The following is an 18,637-nucleotide window of genomic DNA, read 5'->3' on the forward strand; positions in this document are numbered from 1 at the left end:
AGGTTTGTTATGTCTCCATAACGCGTTCTTTAAAAAATTCTCTCGTTTAGAATCTTTCAAGGTTGTTTCATTGTTCAGTTATCAAAGAGCTTTGCTTTCGGCACTCTCGCGCCGACTTCATTAACAATACTCTAATTCAATAGGTTTGTCAAGAAGTTTTTAAATTATTTTTTGCTTTTCGTAAAGTCGAAATGAACCTGCTCTCGCATTTCCTTCCGGCTTTTTCGTCAGCGATAGTAATATTATCAAAGCGCTATCAGCCTGTCAAGGAAATTTTCACTATTGTTGAATTTTGTTCTACACTTTCAGGCCTATTACGAGATAGGAACATTTGACCGCCTGCATCTTCTTACTTTGCAAGCAGATAAGAAATGAGATTATTTTTCTCCATATAGATCAGAAAAGAATTTCCCTGGACAAGAGTCTGCAAGTGACTTCCCCACTCGGTCGCCGAAAAGCACATGATAAGATAGAGGATCAGGCAGATCAGAAGATATCCCTCCAGAATCCCGATCAGGATCCCAAGGAAATGACTTATGCCATGCACTACCGGTACATGGTCAACCATACGCATGAGCATTCGAACAAGAAAAATCAAGAGACCGGCCAAAAGCATGGCAATCAGCATGGCAATTCCACGAAGCACAAATTGTGTCACCGTATTGACCATTGCTGCATGAATTTCATTTTGAGCTGCTGTGACTGCCTGATTGGCCGTGGATTGAAAGGTTCCAAGAAATCCATTCTGAAAGTTCTGTGGCAGCTGCAGACTGAACGAGTCACCCTTCCGGCTGACATAGGCATCTGCTTTCGATTGAATAAATTGAACGATCGCCTGATTTGATGAGACTCCGGTCTGTATTTTGGGAAGAATGCCCGGAATGAAGAAAATGGCCAGAAGGCTTCCGATGATTCCGGCCAGCATACCAAGGGCTCCCCTGCGATAACCTCGAATTGCCAGAAGGACCCATAGGATGATCAATACAATGGCAAGGATATTCCACTGGCTCTGATCCAAGGTCAGATGTTCCAGATTTTTAATGTAAGCGGATAGATTCAATTTTGTCCTCACTAACTAGTACAAAGGAACGTCGGGTTTTCCCGGCAATAAAATCATAGACATTCTCTGAGAATTCATGATGAAAACGCACAGATCCAAAGGTACTGAAGATATATACCTCTGAACTGTTTCTCAATGTCAGCTCATTATTTTCGTTCAGATAGACCTTCTCATAGGTAATCGGCACCGTTTTACGATACTTATGCATACCACTGAAAGAGTACATTTCGATCGTATTTTCTACCGTGTTTTTCTTGTCCTTTGTATTTTTCTCTTCAGCGATATAACCAAAGTTCTTATCGTTCAAAAATACCGATTTCATACTGCCGGTCGGTTTCAGCTGCTTACTTTCTCTGGGGCTGTTTCCGGAGGAGTAGATAATGATTCGATCTGTCCCGATCGCAACTGCCTTCTTCTTATCTGAGAAGCCGATTTCCGGGATAATCGTTCCCTTATATTGGAAGGTTCCAACGATATTATCCACCTTATTCTTTCCGGAGCTCCCAAAATCATAGAATTGGATTGTTGTCCCGATACTTCCCTTGATAATGCTCACCATAGAAATCATCAGGCGGCTTCCATCCGGGGACACGGCAATGGAAAGCGGATATCCGCCTTTATTCATATGGATCTCGCCGTCCGCCGCTTTTTTCCCGGAAGATTGGTAGACCTCAATATGCGCCGTTCCTTTATCCTGCATCAAAGCATAAACAGAGCCCTTTGCAGATACGACGGCCCGCGTGATCGGATAACTCGTCGTAATTTTCTCTGCCTTGCCGTCTTCTGACAAAAGGTCGATCTCAGTGCCTTCCCGATCATAAATAATCAGATAGGTCTGGCAGACCTCTGCCATCGGATCCTGCATTTCAAAGGACCGGTTCCATTGCACCTTGCCCTCTTCATCGGTACAGGCAGCGCCGTCTTTTCCATAACGTACTGTGTTTCCTCGAAAAGATACGTAGCGAAAGCTTGCAGCAGATGTCTGTTTTATGGTATTTTCCAGATCATAACCGCTGAAAGCCCGAAGCCTTGAGGCAAAGGTTGCTGCCAGGACAGATGCAATAACAAGAATTGCGATAAGGAGCACCCTTTTCCACTTTTTCCCCTTGTCCGATTCCTGTATTTCCATAGATTCGTTCCTTATCCTGTCTTCCTATCGCTCTGGTCTATATTTCTCAATAGACAAAAATGGCCACACCGTATGCAGGCAGTTTGTAAGCGATCGAGTACTCACGTCCGTCACATTCACTCTTCACCGGTGTATAAGTTACTTTTCTTCTCTTTTCACTGCCTCCGAAAGCAGGCGATGCACTATTAAGAAGCAGGCGGCACTTGCGGTTCTCGGGAAGGCCGACCCGGTAGTCATCATAAGCCACCGGCGTGAAGTTGCAAACGAAAAGCAGATTATTCTTTCCATCTTTGGACTTTCTTACAAAGGAGAATATGCTTCGATAAGCATCGTTGGCATTGATCCATTCGAATCCGTCCCAGGTCCAGTCCAATTCATACATAGCGGGATATTTGCGATAAATGTGAAGCAATGCCTTGACGAAGTTATTGACAGCCCGGTTCTCCGGATTTTCGAGCAGGTACCAGTCCAGTTCCTTCTTCTCGTCCCATTCATGGTACTGTGCAAAATCCTGCCCCATGAAAAGAAGTTTCTTGCCGGGATGTCCCATCATGAAGGCATATCCTACCATAAGATTCTGGAACTTTTCAAATCCCGTGCCCGGCATTTTATTGATCATGGAACACTTCAGATGAACGACTTCGTCATGAGAGAGGACCAGAATATACTTCTCATATTCGTTATAAGTCATGGCAAAGGTCATCTTGTTGTGATTATCCTTGCGGAAGTAGGGATCCAGCTTCATATAATCCAAAAAGTCGTGCATCCAGCCCATGTTCCACTTGAAGGAGAAATTCAGACCGCCGTCTTTGACGGAACCTGTGACCTTGGGCCAGGCGGTAGATTCCTCTGCAATCATGACTGCCCCGTGATTCCTTCCGGTCAAAAGAGTATTCAGATGCTTAAAGAATTCAACGGCCTCAAGGTTTTCATTTCCACCGTATTGGTTCGGCACCCATTGACCGGCTTCCTTACCATAGTCGAGGTAGAGCATGGAGGCTACAGCATCCACGCGCAGGCCATCAACATGGTAGTTCTCCACCCACATGAGGGCACTTCCGATCAGAAAATTTCGGACTTCATTTTTCCCGTAATCGAAAATTTTCGTTCCCCATTCCGGATGTTCCCCTTTTCTCGGATCTGCGTATTCATAGAGTGGGCTGCCGTCAAAATCAGCCAGGCCACATTCATCTTTCGGAAAATGAGCCGGTACCCAGTCCAAAATGACACTGATGCCATGAGCATGGAAATAGTCAATCATATAAGCAAAGTCTTCCGGACTGCCATAGCGGGAAGTCGGAGCATAATATCCTGTCACCTGATAGCCCCAGGAGCCGTCATAAGGATACTCTGCAATTCCCATCAATTCCACATGAGTATATCCCATGTCAGTTACATAGTCTGTCAGGGCCTCTGCCAATTCTCTGTAGTTATAAAATCCATCATCGCCGGTTCCGGGATGACGTTTCCAGGAGCCGGGATGGACCTCATAAATTGCCATTGGCTGTTCATATGAGGGCAGCTTTTTCTCCCGTTTCTGTATCCAATTCTGATCTGTCCACTGGTAAGAATCGCGAAGGCCAATCACCGAAGCGGTTCCCGGTCTCAGTTCACAGGTCACGGCAAAGGGATCTGCCTTATAGAGTTTTCTTCCATCCGCTGTATGAATGACATATTTATACATCTGACCGATTTTTGCCTGGGGCAGAAAGCATTCGAAGACCCCGACTTCTGTCGGTTCCAGCCGGGTCATATAATCTGCTTCTTCATTCCAGTCATTGAATTCGCCGATCAGGCTGACTGCCTTAGCATGAGGAGCCCATACATCAAATACGAATCCGTTTTCCCCTCCGGACTTCCAGGGATGGACGCCGAACTTCTTGTAGATCTCATAATGAGTCCCCTGCCCATATAAGTACATATCGTAGTCCGTAAAATAACTCTTCATGTTAGATCCCCCTTAACTTTTTAGAGAAAATCCTTTTCCATCAAAACGATCATACCATCTTCTGTTGTCTTCTTTCGATGAAAGAAGGTCTGTTTCGATGCCTTCTCCATTGCCTCATCCATAATCTCCTTCACATCCAAAAGATAGGTCGGCCGATCCAGTCTCTGTACGCTATTGATCCGGTCGTACATGGCTAAGATTGCCATCTCATCTATCGTATAGCCGTTATCGGATGCATAGGTCTTGCCGAAATTCACAAGCTCTTCCACAGTAAAGACCGGAATTCTTATTTTTTCGGAGAATTTTCTTGCAAACTGACCATTCAGGCTCAGAACCTTATCCATGCCATCTTTATCATCTTCCAAAATAATCAGGGTCTTTTCCTGATCGCTATCCATTAGAAGGGAAAGAGAAACTGCAGTCTCCATTGTCATCGCTCCGGCGCCTTCAATCACAAGACAACCCCCGCGAATTCGGTCATAGAGACTTTGCAAGTCTTTTTCATTCAGTTTCTCTGCATCGATCCGACCGACATTTTCACCGGGAACCTGATAGCGGTCCTGAAGCACCCGGATAATTCCCTTGGCCAAAGTGGTTTTGCCGCTGCCATGACCTCCGATAATAGCAATGCAGCCTTCCCCGTATTTTTCCGAACTGAGAAGCCGTCTTGCAGCCCCTGTAATCACTTTTCCGATTGCTTCTTCCATTCCCTGAATGGGCATAAAGTAAGAGAACAGCACCTTTTCTTCTTCGGACAGTCTGATGTCTTCGAGATCTGCGGGCCGTACCAGTTCTGTATTATCATCCCGAACCTGCTTTGCAGCCATTTCCAATGCATTGGAAATCATGGTCGTCATACCGAGGTCCTGCCGGGGAGCAGGCTTGTCTTCCTCCTCTATAGAAGAGTCTTCCGCCGGCTCTTCAGACGGATCTGCATCTGACTTTTTCGTTTCTTCTGTTTCTTCTGTTTCTTTTGTTTCTACTTCCGAGGTAACTTCCTGACCATCGTCGACAGGGCTTTCCTCCTCGTCCTCCTCTACAGAGAGCAGAGTCGCATCCTCGTCTTTCCCATCTTCCCCTGCAGTGACCTCATCGGAAGAGATAAAAGAACTGTCCAGCGGTGCCGGTTCGACTCTCTTTGTATCAATATCGTCTAATCGCGGAAGTGTATGGTCCAAATCTTCATCGAAAGGATCCTCCTCGCCTGCATCTTCCCTCTGATCTTCTTCCGAATCCGGGACAGACGAATCCTCGCTTTCATCTTCCTTTGGAGTCGAATAAGCTGCGGCAAGAAGGCTCTGGTCATCCTGTCTCTCTTCCAGGGTGCCGACCGGTATCTCTTCTTCCTTTTCTATTCCTTCTCTATCTTCTTTTGTCAGATCGTCGGAAGAGTTATTTCCTTCCCCGCTTTCATCGGAATTCATGCCCATGTCCAGACTCTGGTCTCCTTCTGTACCGGAATCCTCTGACAAACGGTCAATCTCCCTCTGAAGCATTGCATTCACATTTGCAAGCATCTGACTTGCATCATGAAAGTTCACATTATCACCTTCTGTTACATTTCGGTCTGGATCGGAGAGAGTATTGTTTTCTATCTCTTCTTCCTCTCCCTCAAGGTCTTCTTCGGCGTCCCCTTTCTCCAGGTACTCTTGTTGAAGAAGCTCCTCGGGTGCCAGGCCGGCATCCAGTTTTGGTTTCGCCTCCTCCAGGCGCTTCATGATTTCCTCTGCCTCTGCCAGAGCTTCCTCTTTGGCCGTTTTCAGTTTCTCCTGCTTGGCATCCTCCAGAGCAGCCTCTGCCGCACGCCTGGTTTTCTCCCAGTTCTTCATGACATCATCAATGGTCATCTGACCGTCAATTTCGATATCATCCGGGTCATCCGGCAGGCGCATGGCCATCTGGCCATCGTATTCTTCTGATAAATACTTCTGATAATTCAGACGGAGGGTATCATCGGATACTTTTTCCTCCTTCTTTTTCTCTTCTGAACGAACTTCTTCTTTCGGGATCTGGACATAAGGAATTTCACCTACCAGATTCTTAATGATCTCCATGTTTTCCGAAACTTCGCCTGTTTCGGTGGCATTCATGATCTCATCAATATTCTTCTTGATCTCTTCCTGGAGGTTCATGGTATCCAGTCGGACGGTCCTCTGAGTTAAGGAAGACGGATGAGAATCGACTTCTCCCTCTTCTTTGGCATTGCCTTCCTTCCCCTGTCTGACAAGAGACCGATACTGGCTTTCCTGCTCCTTTGTCAGAGGCTGGTAGATCATCTTCAGAGCCAGAGCCTTCTCAACATATGGACCATTGCCGAAATATAGAGCGATCTCATCGCAGATCTCCACACACTTTTCCGGCTGCTTGGTTTTGTGATAAAGGCAGGCCAATTCATAAGCCCAGTCTTCGAGGAACTCTGCCTTCTTTAATTCCTCCAGAATGGCAATCAGGGTATAGTCATCCGCCCCTCTGGCAATGCTTAATCTGTACTTGATGATATACTTCCGATATTCATTGGGAGCCAGGGACGCATAAGAATCATAATATTCCTGTGCTGAATCCAGATCTCCCATCCGAATACAAAGCAGAGCCAGCTGATAAATAACCAGTCGGCCAATCGGAGAACGCTCATGTGCCATTTCCAGAAGATCTCTCGCATCATCAAATCGATCCGCCTCTTCATAGATTCTGGCAGCTTTTAACAGAGCGTTGATACTATGCACTCTTCGCCAATTCATTGTATCCAGTTCCAAAAGAGCGGCATCCCGGTCCTCTGTTTTGGCGATCTCTGCAAGCTCATCAATTTTCTTACGATAGTCTCTGTCCAAACCTCTTCACCTCAAAGCATTTATTCTTCCGAATGACTGGCTTCTTCTCTCTTCTGAATGATATCTTCATTCAGGATCAGCCGCCCGCCTTCAACATGATTTACATTTTCATATTCTCTCGTATTCACCGGAAGCCCTCTTTTATTTACAAAGTGACGTACCAGTCGGCCACAGATGTAATACACCAGAGCCATGAAGGGTACGCCAAGCAGCATACCGATAAATCCAAACAGACCTCCTCCGACGACAATCGAGAAGAGAACCCAGAAAGCAGAGATTCCTGTTGAATCTCCTAAGATCTTAGGACCAATGATATTTCCATCTACCTGCTGAAGAACAATGATAAAGATCAAAAAGTAAATGCCCTTCATCGGGTCGGTAAAGAAAATAATAGCAACCGTCGGAACAGCTCCGATATAGGGACCGAAAACCGGAATGACATTTGTCACGCCAACAATAACCGATACCAAAACCGGATAGGGCATACGGAAAATCAGCATACAGATGTAACAGATGACACCGATGATAGCCGAGTCAATAATTTTTCCTACGATAAAGCCGTAAAAGATGCTGAGCGTCTTCCTTAAGACCTCCATGATCACATTGGCGGCTCTTGCAGGGAAGAGGCCGAAGATGATCTGCTTGGTCTGGCTCTTGGCCTTTTCCTTGTCCGTCATCATGTAGATCGCAGCTACGATTCCGACCAGAAAGGCCACAAATGCTTTCCCGACACTCATGCCAATGGAAGTCAGATCCTTCACCATCTGGCTCTGCTTGTTCCAGTCCAGATAGTTCTGGATATAGCCCTCGACCTTGACCAGAAAGTTCGATATATTTTCCGGTTTTCTGGCATCCTGCATCACAGAATCGAAGCGCTTTCCGGTCAGATTATTGGCCCAATCGATCACACCGATCAGCTGTTCTTCCAGGTGATTATAAATATAGGTCAAAGTGCTGACGATCTGCGGAATGACGAAAACCAGAAAGACCGTGATCACTCCGATCAAAACCAGAATAGCTACCGTCGCTGAAAAGAGACGGACCTTGTGACGCGTCTTTGCCGGTTTCTTCGACTTCGGTAGAAAAACTTTATTCAATCGTTTTTCGATCTGACTCATCAAAGGATCCATGACAAAAGCCATCACCGCTCCGATAAAGAAGGGAGTAAGAATCGACATAAGAGCATGCCATCCGTCCCGAAGTCCGTCATAACGCTTGACACAGAAGTAAAAGATGATGATCAGAGCCAGGGCAAAAAAACTCACAAGAACTTTGGTCCGAAAGCTGACTTCTCCATCTCCCGCACGAAAGCTTTGGGGGCACTCCCCATTTTGAATCGTTTTCTTTGCCATTGTCGGATTGGTCTTGTCCCTTGCTTCCACAGAGTTACTTCTCCTCTTTATAATAATTGATGAGACAGCCACGAAGGATAATCTTCCGTTCATCATCCGTCAGATTATCCAGGTTAAGAAGGAATGGCGTAAGCTTTCCATCCTTTACCAGAAATGCCTGGATCTTGCTTGCCTTGTTCCGGATCTCTTCACGGATCCCCGGTAAAAAGAGATAATCGCCATTGGCAAAAGGCAGGTCTCCCTCCGGGATCCGGAAAGGAATCATACCCCAGTTGATCAGATTGCTCCGATATCGCTTGGTTGCATATTCCCTGGCAATATTTGCCCATCCGCCAAGAACCTTCTGACAAGAAGCTGCCTGCTCACGAGCCGATCCGTCTCCGGGCTTTACGGCAAAAATAGTGGAACCGATGCCGAAGGAGCCAATGTCAAAGGAAAGATCCGGATCCTGCTTTTTGATGGCATCCAGTACAGGCCTAAGTTCAGAAAGCACCTCTGCCGGATTCTTGCCATCCGTCAAGGCCTCTTCACAGGCTCTGACTTCCTTCGCGCGACCAACATAGGCCGGATCCTTTCTGGACAAAGTAAACTCCGCCAGTCCCAAAGGATTGGAACGGTAAGAGGAGGTCTCTCCGGAAGGGATCAGCTCATCTGTTGTAGTTACCGGATCATGGATTTCCGATACAACCTTCAACAGCAAATTCTCCGGAAGTGCATGCATTGCCGGCCAGTCCTTAATGTTTGGACCGAAAACAAGTTTTTCGGCAGGGTCTGCCTTTCCATGACTGTTGAAGACTCTTCTGTCATAGATGCCCTTGTCGAAGAAATATTTCGGTTTGGTGAAATCGCAGTCAACATCCGTTGCCGGTGTCAGATATCCCTGGTTGGCAGCCGTTGCTGCAATGGATCTGGCATCCATCAGGGCAACCGATGCGATCTGTCCGTTCTGAACCTTAGAACCCTCCCTGTTCGGGAAGTTTCTTGTCGAGTGACGAATCGAGAAACCGTTGTTGGAAGGAGTATCTCCGGCACCGAAGCAAGGTCCGCAGAAAGCCGTCTTCATGATAGCACCGGTCTCCATGAGATCCGCTGCGCAGCCATTCTTCACAAGCTGCATATAAATCGGCATACTTGCCGGATAAATGCTCAAGGTAAAGGAGCCGTCGCCGATACTCTTTCCTCGCAGGATATCCGCGGCATCGGTAATATTTTCGTAACCGCCGCCGGCGCAGCCTGCAATAATACCCTGATCACAATACAGTCTGCCGTCACGAATCTTATCCTTCAGCGAATACTCGACCTTATCTCCGAAGCTTACCTTGGCCCTCTTTTCCACGTCTGAAAGAATATCAGCCAGGTTGGCATTTACTTCTTCGATCGTATAAGTGTTGCTCGGGTGGAAAGGCATAGCGATCATAGGCTTGATCGTAGACAGATCAATCTCGATGCAGCCATCATAATAAGCGATATCCTCCGGATCCAGTTCCCGGAAATCCTCCGGCCTCTTGTGGATCTCGTAATATTCCTTCACCTTGTCGTCCGTTCTCCAGATAGAGGACAGACAGGTTGTCTCTGTTGTCATGACATCAATACCGATCCGGTAATCCACGGATAGGTTGGACACGCCCGGGCCAACAAATTCCATGACCTTGTTCTTGACATATCCCTGTTTAAAGACCGCACCGATAATGGCCAGCGCTATATCCTGCGGGCCGACGCCCTTCTCCGGCTTCCCGGAAAGATAGACCGAGATGACATCCGGCATATCGATATCATAGGTCCTCTGCAGCAGCTGCTTTACCAGCTCCGGACCGCCTTCTCCCATAGCCATGGTACCCAGGGCGCCGTAACGTGTATGAGAATCCGATCCCAGGATCATCTGGCCGCAGCCGGCCAGCATCTCACGGGCGAACTGGTGAATGACTGCCTGATGAGGAGGCACATAGATTCCACCGTATTTCTTGGCTGCAGAAAGCCCGAACATATGGTCATCTTCATTGATGGTTCCTCCAACTGCACAGAGGCTGTTGTGACAGTTTGTAAGAACATAGGGGATCGGAAAACGTTCCAGGCCGGAAGCTCTGGCTGTCTGGATGATTCCGACATATGTAATATCATGAGAGGTCAGCTTATCAAAGCGGATCTGCAGATGGTCTTCATTTCCCGATGTGTTATGAGCCTGCAGGATCCGGTAGGCAATCGTGCCCCTTTTTGCTGCATCCTTTTCTACTTTCTTACCGCGTGCCTGAAGGAGAGCTGCCTCTGCCTCTCTGCCATCCTCGATAATCTGATTTCCGCCTACGAGGAATACACCCTTGTCGTATAACTTCATCTCTTATCTCCCTTTCTATTGAGTAAATCCTTTTTCCTTGTTTCCAAAACTCCAACTCTTCCGTTATCCGTTCAAATGATCCGGATTCTTTATCTAATAGTATGAGTGATGATCTAAATCTTCAGGATTCTTTCCCGAAAATACTTCCGATCCGAAAACTTTTTTTCGAGCCCGTATCCTGATCTTTATGACCTTCCTTCTCTTCTTCCAGTCTCTGTTCTTCCTTCGCTTCCTCGATATCTCTTTTCAGATCCGGCGGAAGCTGAATTTCCGGAAGAGGCATATCATCTTCTGTATTATCCTGCTCCTCTGCCTTATCGAGGATCACATTTTTTTCCTGACCCTCCGGCAGAGACATACCTGTTTTCTGGAGATAGGCTTCATTCACATGAATCTCAGGAACCACAGATTTAAAATCCACTCCCTCATCTTCGGAAGACCCTTGAATCACCTGTTCTTCTTTTTCTTTCTCAAGACGGAGATTCTCATCCTGGATCAGTCTCATATACTTCTCTGAATCAACCATATCCTGAAGTCTTGCCCGCGTCTCCAGTTGATCACTATGCACCTGGTTTCTCTGGCTCTCCATCTCTTCCTTGGTCGAATTCATCAGCTCCTGCAGGCGTTTTCCTGCGTCTATCATGCTGTCCTGAATGCTCTTTAAGGCACGATCCGTATACATCATGGCAGCAGCATAAATATCATCGGCTTCCTTTCGGGCATCAAAGATAATATCGGCTCCCTGCTTTTTCTGCTCCCGAAGTGCCTGTTCCTTTTTGGACTCAGACAGTTCATACTCATCCATCATCTGATACATGCAGCTGTTCAGTTCCTTTAAAAGCTCCATCAGATCATTCTTGTCTACTATGACTCTTCTGCTGCTGTTCTGATAAGGCTCCGCCTTTGCAAACAGAACATGGATCTTTCTTAGAACCTCCTCTGTCTTGTCTTGTGCACCCATTTTGGTCTCCTTGAATTTCAAATCAAAAGCGAGCTTTCTTCTTGCATTTAAAGACTCTTATACGGATTTTATTCTAATTGTTTTATTGGGGAAAGTAAAGAAAATGAGCACTTCCACCCTCGAAACTGCCCTTGGACGTTACCCGGTCCGCTGACTCGGTCCAGGTGGACTTGCGGCACATAGAGGATCTTACTTAGTGCTGCTTCATTCCTGACCTGACACGGTTCGTAAGTCTCTATTGCGCAAGACCCGGACGTCAACGCTGCGCTGCCGGGGCGGCTCCAAGAGCAGATTCCAAAGTGGAAATGCTCGTTTTTTTATCTTATTCTGACATGAGGATCTTGTCAACCCATTTTCTTCTCTTCCCTTAGGTCCCGAAAGAAATCACTGATCATCGAAGAACATTCCTTCTCAAGAACTCCTCTCTCCACTTGGCATTGATGATTGAACTCCTTCATCTCGAGAATATTTAATACCGATCCGGCACAGCCGGCCTTGGGATTCATGCAGCCGATCACGACCTCCGGGATCCTGGCCTGAACGATTGCCCCTGCACACATCTGACAGGGTTCCAGCGTTACATACATAACACAGTCTTCCAGTCTCCAGTCATGCATCTTCTTACATGCCTTACGAATGGCAAGGATCTCTGCATGAGCCAGAGAACTCTTATCTGTATTTCTCCGGTTATGCGTCTTGGCCAGCACTTTTCCTTGATGAACAATGACACAGCCGATTGGCACTTCATGATGATCATAGGCCTTTCGGGCTTCCTTTAAAGCCATTTTCATATAATGTTCGTCTGCCCATTGGATTCTCTTTTCTGTAATTTTTTCTGACAGATGATCTGTAAATCCCATTTCCTACGTCCTTATATTCTCTATTTCTTCAAAAGGTCAGAAAGTCTGGCAAAATCTTCCAGAGAAAGTTTTTCTCCCCGGATCCCTTCATCAAGTCCCATGGCAAGAAGAGCCTGTCTCACATCCTCTTTCGAAATATCAGAAATCCTGGCATTGGACAAGCTGTTCAATAAGGTCTTTCTTCTTTGCGAAAAGGCGGCCCGGATAAGTTCAAACAAAAGCTTTTCATCCCTTGCCTGCACTTTGGGCTCCTTTCGGATACGAAGAGTGATCACTGCGGAATCCACCTTAGGTCTCGGGATAAAGTTATCCGGCGTAACCGTACAGATATATTCCGGATCGGTATAATATTGGATGGCCAGAGAGAGCGCCCCGTAATCCTTGCTTCCGGGACCGGCCTGCATCCGTTCAGCGACCTCCTTCTGCACCATGACCGTAATGGACTCGACCGGCGCATGCCCGGTCAGAAGCTGTAAGAGAATTGGTGTCGTAATGTAATAGGGCAGATTGGCCACAACCTTAAAGGGCCGCCCCTGGTTTTTTTCTTCTGCAATCTGATCGAGATCCACCTTCAGAATATCCTGATTCAAAACTTCGGTATTTCTGCAGAAAGCAAGGGTGTCATCCAAGATAGGCAAAAGTTTTGAATCCAGTTCTACAGCAAGGACATGTCCTGCCCGTTCGGACAAAACCTGCGTTAATGTGCCGATTCCCGGCCCGATCTCAAGGACGAAATCCTCCTTAGTGATCTCTGCCGCATCACAGATGTCATCTAAAACCTGATCATTGGTCAGGAAATTCTGTCCGAATTTTTTCTTAAATGTAAACCCATAGCGGTCTAATACGGCCCGCATATAAGTCGGATTGGTCAGTCGTTCCATACCGGCTCCTTTTCCCTGATCTTCGTAAATAACCTGAGAGCATTCTTCCACGTGATGTCCTCGACTTCCCCGGTCCGGATTCCCTTGATCTCACTGATGGCCTTTACCATATAGGGGAGATAGCGGGAAGAATTCCTCTCTCCCCGGAAGGGTTCCGGCGCCATGTAAGGGCAATCGGTCTCCAGAAGGATCTGCTCCATAGGGATGGCTTCTACCGTCTGCCGAAGTTTTTTTCCGTTCTTAAATGTAATGACACCGCCGACGCCGATAAAGAATCCCATCTTGATATATTGCAGAGCCTGATCCGAAGAATAGGAATAACAGTGAATGACGCCTCGACCGCCTTTTTTTGCAAATTCCGTAAGGATCTCCATGGTATCCGCTGCTGCCTCCCTGGAATGCACAATAACAGGAAGGCCTGTTTCCAAAGCCAGATCCAGCTGATCGCGAAAAGCCTGAAGCTGCAGCTTCCGGACAGCCGGATCTTTCTCGTAATGGTAATCCGGACCGATTTCTCCGATGGCAACAACCCTCGGATCCTCGGTCCAAGTCCGAAGTCGGTCTAAATTTTCCGGAGTGGCTGACTTCACCGCATCCGGATGCAAACCGACCGCAGCATAAATAAAGGGATACTGATGTGCCAGCGCTATGGATCTCTCTGACGTCTCCATTGAGGAACCGACGTTTATGATCCGGCCAATCCCATATTCTCCCATGGATGAAAGAAGTTCGGCCCGATCTGGGTCGAACTTCTCATCTTCATAATGGGCATGTGTCTCAAAAATCATTTCTTACAGACTCCCATTTTCCTATACAGATTTTCAGGCGATCTCCGATCCGCCGGGAAAAGCTTTCTCCGGCGTCATCAGGGCCAAATTCCCATCGGCATCCTCTGCACAAAGGAGCATACCTTCGGAAAGGACTCCTGCCAGTTTTGCAGGCTTCAGATTGCAAAGCACCATGACGCGCTTTCCCACCATTTCTTCCGGGCTATAGTATTTATGAATGCCGGATACGATCTGCTTTGTCTCATTGCCGATTTTTACCTTCGAGCAAAGGAGCTTCTTTGAGTTCGGAACCGGTTCACAGGAGATGATCTCTCCGACGCGGAATTCCATTTTTTCAAAATCTTCGAAGCTGATCTCCGCTTTATGGGTAAGGGGCTGATCCAAGGTCTTTTCTGCATTTTTGGAAGGAAGTGCAATCCCCTCCTTCTTTGCATCACCTACTTCGCCTCTTGCTGCAGCGGCTGCAGCTTCCTGACGCTGCTTTTCCTGCAGAACAGCTACTTCCGCCATGACTTCCTTGGCATCCAGGCGTTGGAAGATCACCTCCGGTTCCTCTGTTACATGGTTTCCATTCGGATAAAGGCCGAATTGATCTAACTGATCAAAGTCCCGAAGCTTTGTATTTAACTGAGCGGCAATCTTGTCTGCCGTCTCCGGCATAAAGGGGGAAAGCAGGCTGGCTCCGATGACAATTCCCTCCGTCAGATTGTAAAGAACCGTAGCAAGCCGGTCTTTCTTTTCCGGATCCTTGGCAAGATTCCAGGGTTCTGTCTCGTCGATATACTTATTCAGTCTCTTGAATACATTGAAGATCTCCTTCATGGCATCTGCCACATGATAGGTATCCATCAAGGCTTCTGCTTTCGAATAAGAACCTGTGATAACATCCTTCAGATCCTGATCCACATCTTCCGAAACCTTACGATCTTCGACCAGACCATCGAAATACTTATTGGTCATGGAGATCGTCCGCTTTACCAGGTTACCAAGGGTATTGGCAAGATCTGTGTTGCAGCGTTCGACAACCAGCTCCCAGGTGATGACACCATCATTTTCATAAGGCATCTCATGAAGAACGAAATACCGCACCCCATCAACGCCGATCAGCTTGGCAAGATCATCCGCATAAATCACATTACCCTTGGATTTACTCATCTTTTCGCCACCCTGCAGAAGCCAGGGATGACCGAAAACGGTTTTCGGAAGCGGTTCACCCAATGCCATGAGAAAGATAGGCCAATAAATCGTATGGAAACGAATAATATCTTTTCCGATCAGATGAAGGTCAGCAGGCCAGTATTTCTTATAAAGTTCGGAGGAATTTCCATCTGCATCATAGCCAAGACCGGTAATATAGTTGGTCAGAGCATCCAGCCATACATAGACCACATGTCCCGGTGCAAAATCCACAGGAATTCCCCAGGTGAAGGAGGAACGGGAAACACAAAGGTCCTGAAGGCCCGGAAGAAGGAAATTGTTCATCATCTCGTTCTTACGGGATTCCGGCTGAATAAAGTCCGGATGGCTGTTGATATAATCAATCAGCTTGGGAGCATACTTCTTCATTTTGAAGAAGTATGCATCCTCTTTTTCTTCATGCAAGGTACTGCCGCAGACCGGGCATTTATTGCCATCCACAGCCTGAGAACTGGTATAGAAAGCCTCACATTCTGTGCAGTAAAGCCCACTGTAAGATCCCAGATAGATGTCACCCTGATCATAGAGCTTTTTGAAGATCTTCTGAACTTCTCTTTCATGATCTTCATCGGTCGTACGGATAAAGCGGTCATAAGAGGTATTCACCAGATCCCAGATCTCTTTTACTTCTCCGGCCTTTTCATCTACAAACTGCTTTGGTGTCTTTTTTGCCTGGCGGGCTCTCTCTTCGATCTTCTGCCCATGTTCATCGGTACCGGTCTGGAAACGGACATCGTATCCGTCCCTTCGTTTCCAGCGGGCAATCGCATCCGCCATAATGATCTCATAGGTATTGCCGATATGGGGCTTTCCGGATGTGTAGGCGATTGCTGTTGTAATGTAAAACTTTCCCTTGTTGGTCATTGTCTGTTTGTTTCTCCTGCTATCAGTCTTCCGTAAAAGGATCTATTTTTTCACCGCATTTCATGCAGAACTGTGCATCCTTTGGAAGAGTGGCTCCGCAATTCGGACAGATCATAGTCCCCTTGACGCTTTGAATTTCTTTTTCTATACTCTTGATTTTCTTCTTTAATTCTTTGATTTCATACATCTGAACCTGGAACTCTGCATCCTCGTCCGACTTGTACTCATCATAGTAAGCCTTGCCGAGACTCTTTAATGCATCTGTCAGGCTCTTCTCCGCCTGGCGAAGTTCATAATTCAGTCTGGCGGTATCCGAAGTCTCCTTTGCCTTATCACTGATGGTTTTTCCAGTTTCAAAAATGGTATCACTGATTTTATCAAAAAGATCCATAATGAGCCTCCTTTACCGGGCTTAAAAATATGAAACCTGAAACATTTTCATTATATCCCGCAGATTGTTTTTTTTCAATCAGCCAGGACCTTACAGAACTTCTTCTTTCCCTTTCGAAGGACAAATTCTTTCGCAAAGTCTTCCTTTTTATACTTCTGGAAAGGATCTTTTACAGTTTCCCCATTTACTGAGACACCGCCTTGCTCAACCGCACGTTTACCATCGGTCAGAGAGCTTGCAAATCCGGCCTTCTGAAGGATCTTTCGAATATCGATCTCTCCATCTGTAAAATCTTCTTCTGTGAGATTGGTCTTTGGCATATCAGATGATACACCACCGGTAAATACAGACTTGGCTGCTGCTTCTGCCTTCTTTGCCTCGTCCTCACCGTGAACCATGGAAGTAAGCTCCGAAGCCAGAATTCTCTTTGCTTCGTTCAGCTGTGAACCCTCCCAATGATCCATTTCATCGATCTCCTCCAGAGGAAGGAAAGTCATCATGCGAAGGAACTTCAGAACATCCTGATCGTCAACATTTCTCCAGTACTGATAGAAATCATAAGGAGAAGTCTTATCCGGATCCAGCCAGACCGCTCCGCCGGCTGTTTTACCCATCTTGGTTCCGTCATGCTTTAAAAGAAGATTAATGGTCATTGCACCGGCATCATCTTTTCCCAATTTCTTTCGAATCAGATTGGAGCCTGCCAGCATATTGGACCACTGATCATCTCCGCCAAATTCCATATTACAACCGTAACGCTCGTATAACTGAAGGAAGTCATAAGCCTGCAGCAGCATATAACCCATCTCAAAGAAAGTCAATCCGCCTTCTCTTGCCATACGGTTCTCATATGCTCTGGCACGAAGCATAGTAGCAACATTAAACTGAGATCCGATGTCTCTCATAAACTCCAGAAAATTCAGATCGCGAAGCCAGTCAGCGTTATTGACCATCATAGCCTGACCTTCTCCATCCCCGAATTCAATAAAACGGGACATCTGCTTTTTAAAACATTCACAGTTCTTATCGATGGTTTCGGTTGTCATCATAGACCGCATATCTGTACGTCCGGAAGGATCTCCGATCATACCGGTACCGCCGCCAACCAGAGCGATTGGCTTGTTTCCGCCCATCTGAAGACGTTTCATTAAGATAAGAGCCATGAAATGACCAACATGAAGAGAATCTGCCGTAGGATCAAAACCGATGTAGAATTTTGCCTTTCCATTATTAATCAGATCCGGTATCAGTTTCTCATCTGTTACCTGAGCAATCAGGCCTCGTTTTTGTAATTCATCAAACAGTGTCATTGAATTCTCCTTCTTTTCAAATTTTTTAAACAAAAACCGTCCTTCAAATCCCGGACGCAGGAATTCAAAGGACGGGGAAATCTCCGTGGTACCACCTTTGTTCACAGAAGAGTAAGAGAATATCATGATCTTAACTCTTTTGCCTCATTAACAGTATAACGCCTGTCCACGCTGCAGCCTACTAATCAAGAGACTTATCCACAATTTCAATCTCTTTTCCTCATAAGATCCGTGGAAAAAGATCTCCCTGTGGAAAATATTTCGAGTTTCAGTGCAGAGCTCCGGAATGTATTCAGAAACGCTTCCCATTTGTCTCGCAGCAACCGACAACTCTCTGTATGGATCAGACGTATCCTACTTCTTTCCTTCATAGCTTTTAAAAAAAGGAATCTCAAATGAGATTCCTTTAAAGGCGACAACCAGATTCGAACTGGTGCTCGAGGTGTTGCAGACCTGTGCCTTACCACTTGGCTATGTCGCCGAACAAACAAATTATAAATGATAGAAAAACATCCGTCAAGCAAATGCTTGACGGATTATTCGTTCCTTCAAAACTTCATATAGATTGTCTCTTGTCACGATTTCTTCGAAATCGTGACTGGTCTCAATCCGTTAGGATTGAGACCCCGTTTAACCCTTCGGATCAAACGGGAAAAGATTGTCCTTCCAACTTACTGTCGTAAACCTTCTTGATCAAGCCTTCGATCGATTAGTAACAGTCAGCTCCATGCCTTAC

The 18,637-nt window shown here is 46.4% G+C and carries 13 protein-coding genes, 1 tRNA gene, 1 other RNA gene and 1 other annotated feature; all 15 genes read right to left on the reverse strand.

The annotated features are described in order from the left end of the window. Window positions 1-349 precede the first annotated feature (349 nt). The 15 genes from ACKX2L_RS11180 to ACKX2L_RS11250 all read right to left on the reverse strand — a co-directional run bounded on the left by ACKX2L_RS11180 (window position 350) and on the right by ACKX2L_RS11250 (window position 18,382). Window positions 350-1,060, reverse strand: a complete 711-nt coding sequence (locus tag ACKX2L_RS11180; RefSeq protein ID WP_497552117.1) for a CvpA family protein — start codon at window positions 1,058-1,060, stop codon at window positions 350-352. Beyond that, a complete protein-coding gene (locus ACKX2L_RS11185) occupies window positions 1,038-2,189 on the reverse strand; it encodes a DUF5711 family protein (protein WP_497552118.1) in 1,152 nt (383 codons plus the stop codon). The genes ACKX2L_RS11180 and ACKX2L_RS11185 overlap by 23 nt, the downstream gene beginning before the upstream one ends. Window positions 2,190-2,235: 46 nt before the next feature. Then, complete coding sequence (glgB, locus tag ACKX2L_RS11190) at window positions 2,236-4,137, reverse strand: 1,4-alpha-glucan branching protein GlgB (protein ID WP_497552119.1); 1,902 nt, start codon at window positions 4,135-4,137, stop codon at window positions 2,236-2,238. Window positions 4,138-4,157: 20 nt separating this feature from the next. Further along, entirely contained in the window at window positions 4,158-6,965 is a 2,808-nt protein-coding gene (locus ACKX2L_RS11195) for a tetratricopeptide repeat protein (protein ID WP_497552120.1), read from the reverse strand. 20 nt (window positions 6,966-6,985) lie between these two features. Beyond that, entirely contained in the window at window positions 6,986-8,347 is a 1,362-nt protein-coding gene (locus ACKX2L_RS11200; RefSeq protein ID WP_497552121.1) for an AI-2E family transporter, read from the reverse strand. Window positions 8,348-8,351: 4 nt separating this feature from the next. After that, window positions 8,352-10,649 carry a hydratase gene (locus tag ACKX2L_RS11205; protein ID WP_497552122.1) on the reverse strand — a complete coding sequence of 766 codons (2,298 nt, stop codon included), beginning with the start codon at window positions 10,647-10,649 and terminating at the stop codon, window positions 8,352-8,354. A gap of 121 nt (window positions 10,650-10,770) precedes the next feature. Then, the gene (locus ACKX2L_RS11210; protein WP_497552123.1) at window positions 10,771-11,610 is read right to left on the reverse strand and encodes a hypothetical protein; all 840 of its coding nucleotides are present in this window, start codon (window positions 11,608-11,610) and stop codon (window positions 10,771-10,773) included. A 103-nt stretch (window positions 11,611-11,713) separates the two neighbouring features. Then, an RNA gene (ffs, locus tag ACKX2L_RS11215) (signal recognition particle sRNA large type) lies at window positions 11,714-11,963 on the reverse strand. Further along, window positions 11,955-12,470, reverse strand: a complete 516-nt coding sequence (gene tadA, locus ACKX2L_RS11220) for a tRNA adenosine(34) deaminase TadA (protein WP_497552124.1) — start codon at window positions 12,468-12,470, stop codon at window positions 11,955-11,957. Before tadA ends, ffs begins: the two co-directional genes overlap by 9 nt. 20 nt (window positions 12,471-12,490) lie before the next feature. Next, window positions 12,491-13,351 (reverse strand): 16S rRNA (adenine(1518)-N(6)/adenine(1519)-N(6))-dimethyltransferase RsmA, encoded by an 861-nt coding sequence (gene rsmA, locus ACKX2L_RS11225; protein ID WP_497552129.1) that lies wholly within the window; start codon window positions 13,349-13,351, stop codon window positions 12,491-12,493. After that, window positions 13,339-14,139, reverse strand: coding sequence for a TatD family hydrolase (locus ACKX2L_RS11230; RefSeq protein WP_497552125.1), 801 nt, complete (start codon window positions 14,137-14,139; stop codon window positions 13,339-13,341). The genes rsmA and ACKX2L_RS11230 overlap by 13 nt, the downstream gene beginning before the upstream one ends. 33 nt (window positions 14,140-14,172) lie before the next feature. Further along, on the reverse strand, window positions 14,173-16,200 hold the full coding sequence (gene metG, locus ACKX2L_RS11235) for a methionine--tRNA ligase (RefSeq protein WP_497552126.1): 2,028 nt from the start codon (window positions 16,198-16,200) through the stop codon (window positions 14,173-14,175). A 22-nt stretch (window positions 16,201-16,222) separates the two neighbouring features. Next, on the reverse strand, window positions 16,223-16,591 hold the full coding sequence (locus ACKX2L_RS11240) for a zinc ribbon domain-containing protein (protein ID WP_497552127.1): 369 nt from the start codon (window positions 16,589-16,591) through the stop codon (window positions 16,223-16,225). 74 nt (window positions 16,592-16,665) lie between these two features. Further along, on the reverse strand, window positions 16,666-17,901 hold the full coding sequence (tyrS, locus tag ACKX2L_RS11245) for a tyrosine--tRNA ligase (protein ID WP_497552128.1): 1,236 nt from the start codon (window positions 17,899-17,901) through the stop codon (window positions 16,666-16,668). Between the two features lie 64 nt (window positions 17,902-17,965). Then, window positions 17,966-18,281 (reverse strand) — a binding site (T-box leader). Window positions 18,282-18,311: 30 nt separating this feature from the next. Continuing rightward, window positions 18,312-18,382, reverse strand: a tRNA-Cys gene (locus tag ACKX2L_RS11250). Window positions 18,383-18,637 lie beyond the last annotated feature (255 nt).

The sequence above is a fragment of the Porcibacter vitabionis genome (genome assembly GCF_046263795.1).
In the GTDB taxonomy this organism is placed as follows: Bacteria; Bacillota; Clostridia; order Lachnospirales; family Lachnospiraceae; genus Lachnocurva.

Bases quoted from the DNA above. Each gene is read 5' to 3' on its own strand.
- ACKX2L_RS11185 (WP_497552118.1), bottom strand. From the start codon at position 2,189: ATGGAAATACAGGAATCGGACAAGGGGAAAAAGTGGAAAAGGGTGCTC.
- glgB (WP_497552119.1), bottom strand. From the start codon at position 4,137: ATGAAGAGTTATTTTACGGACTACGATATGTACTTATATGGGCAGGGG.
- ACKX2L_RS11205 (WP_497552122.1), bottom strand. From the start codon at position 10,649: ATGAAGTTATACGACAAGGGTGTATTCCTCGTAGGCGGAAATCAGATT.
- ACKX2L_RS11210 (WP_497552123.1), bottom strand. From the start codon at position 11,610: ATGGGTGCACAAGACAAGACAGAGGAGGTTCTAAGAAAGATCCATGTT.
- tadA (WP_497552124.1), bottom strand. From the start codon at position 12,470: ATGGGATTTACAGATCATCTGTCAGAAAAAATTACAGAAAAGAGAATC.
- rsmA (WP_497552129.1), bottom strand. From the start codon at position 13,351: ATGGAACGACTGACCAATCCGACTTATATGCGGGCCGTATTAGACCGC.
- ACKX2L_RS11230 (WP_497552125.1), bottom strand. From the start codon at position 14,139: ATGATTTTTGAGACACATGCCCATTATGAAGATGAGAAGTTCGACCCA.
- metG (WP_497552126.1), bottom strand. From the start codon at position 16,200: ATGACCAACAAGGGAAAGTTTTACATTACAACAGCAATCGCCTACACA.
- ACKX2L_RS11240 (WP_497552127.1), bottom strand. From the start codon at position 16,591: ATGGATCTTTTTGATAAAATCAGTGATACCATTTTTGAAACTGGAAAA.
- tyrS (WP_497552128.1), bottom strand. From the start codon at position 17,901: ATGACACTGTTTGATGAATTACAAAAACGAGGCCTGATTGCTCAGGTA.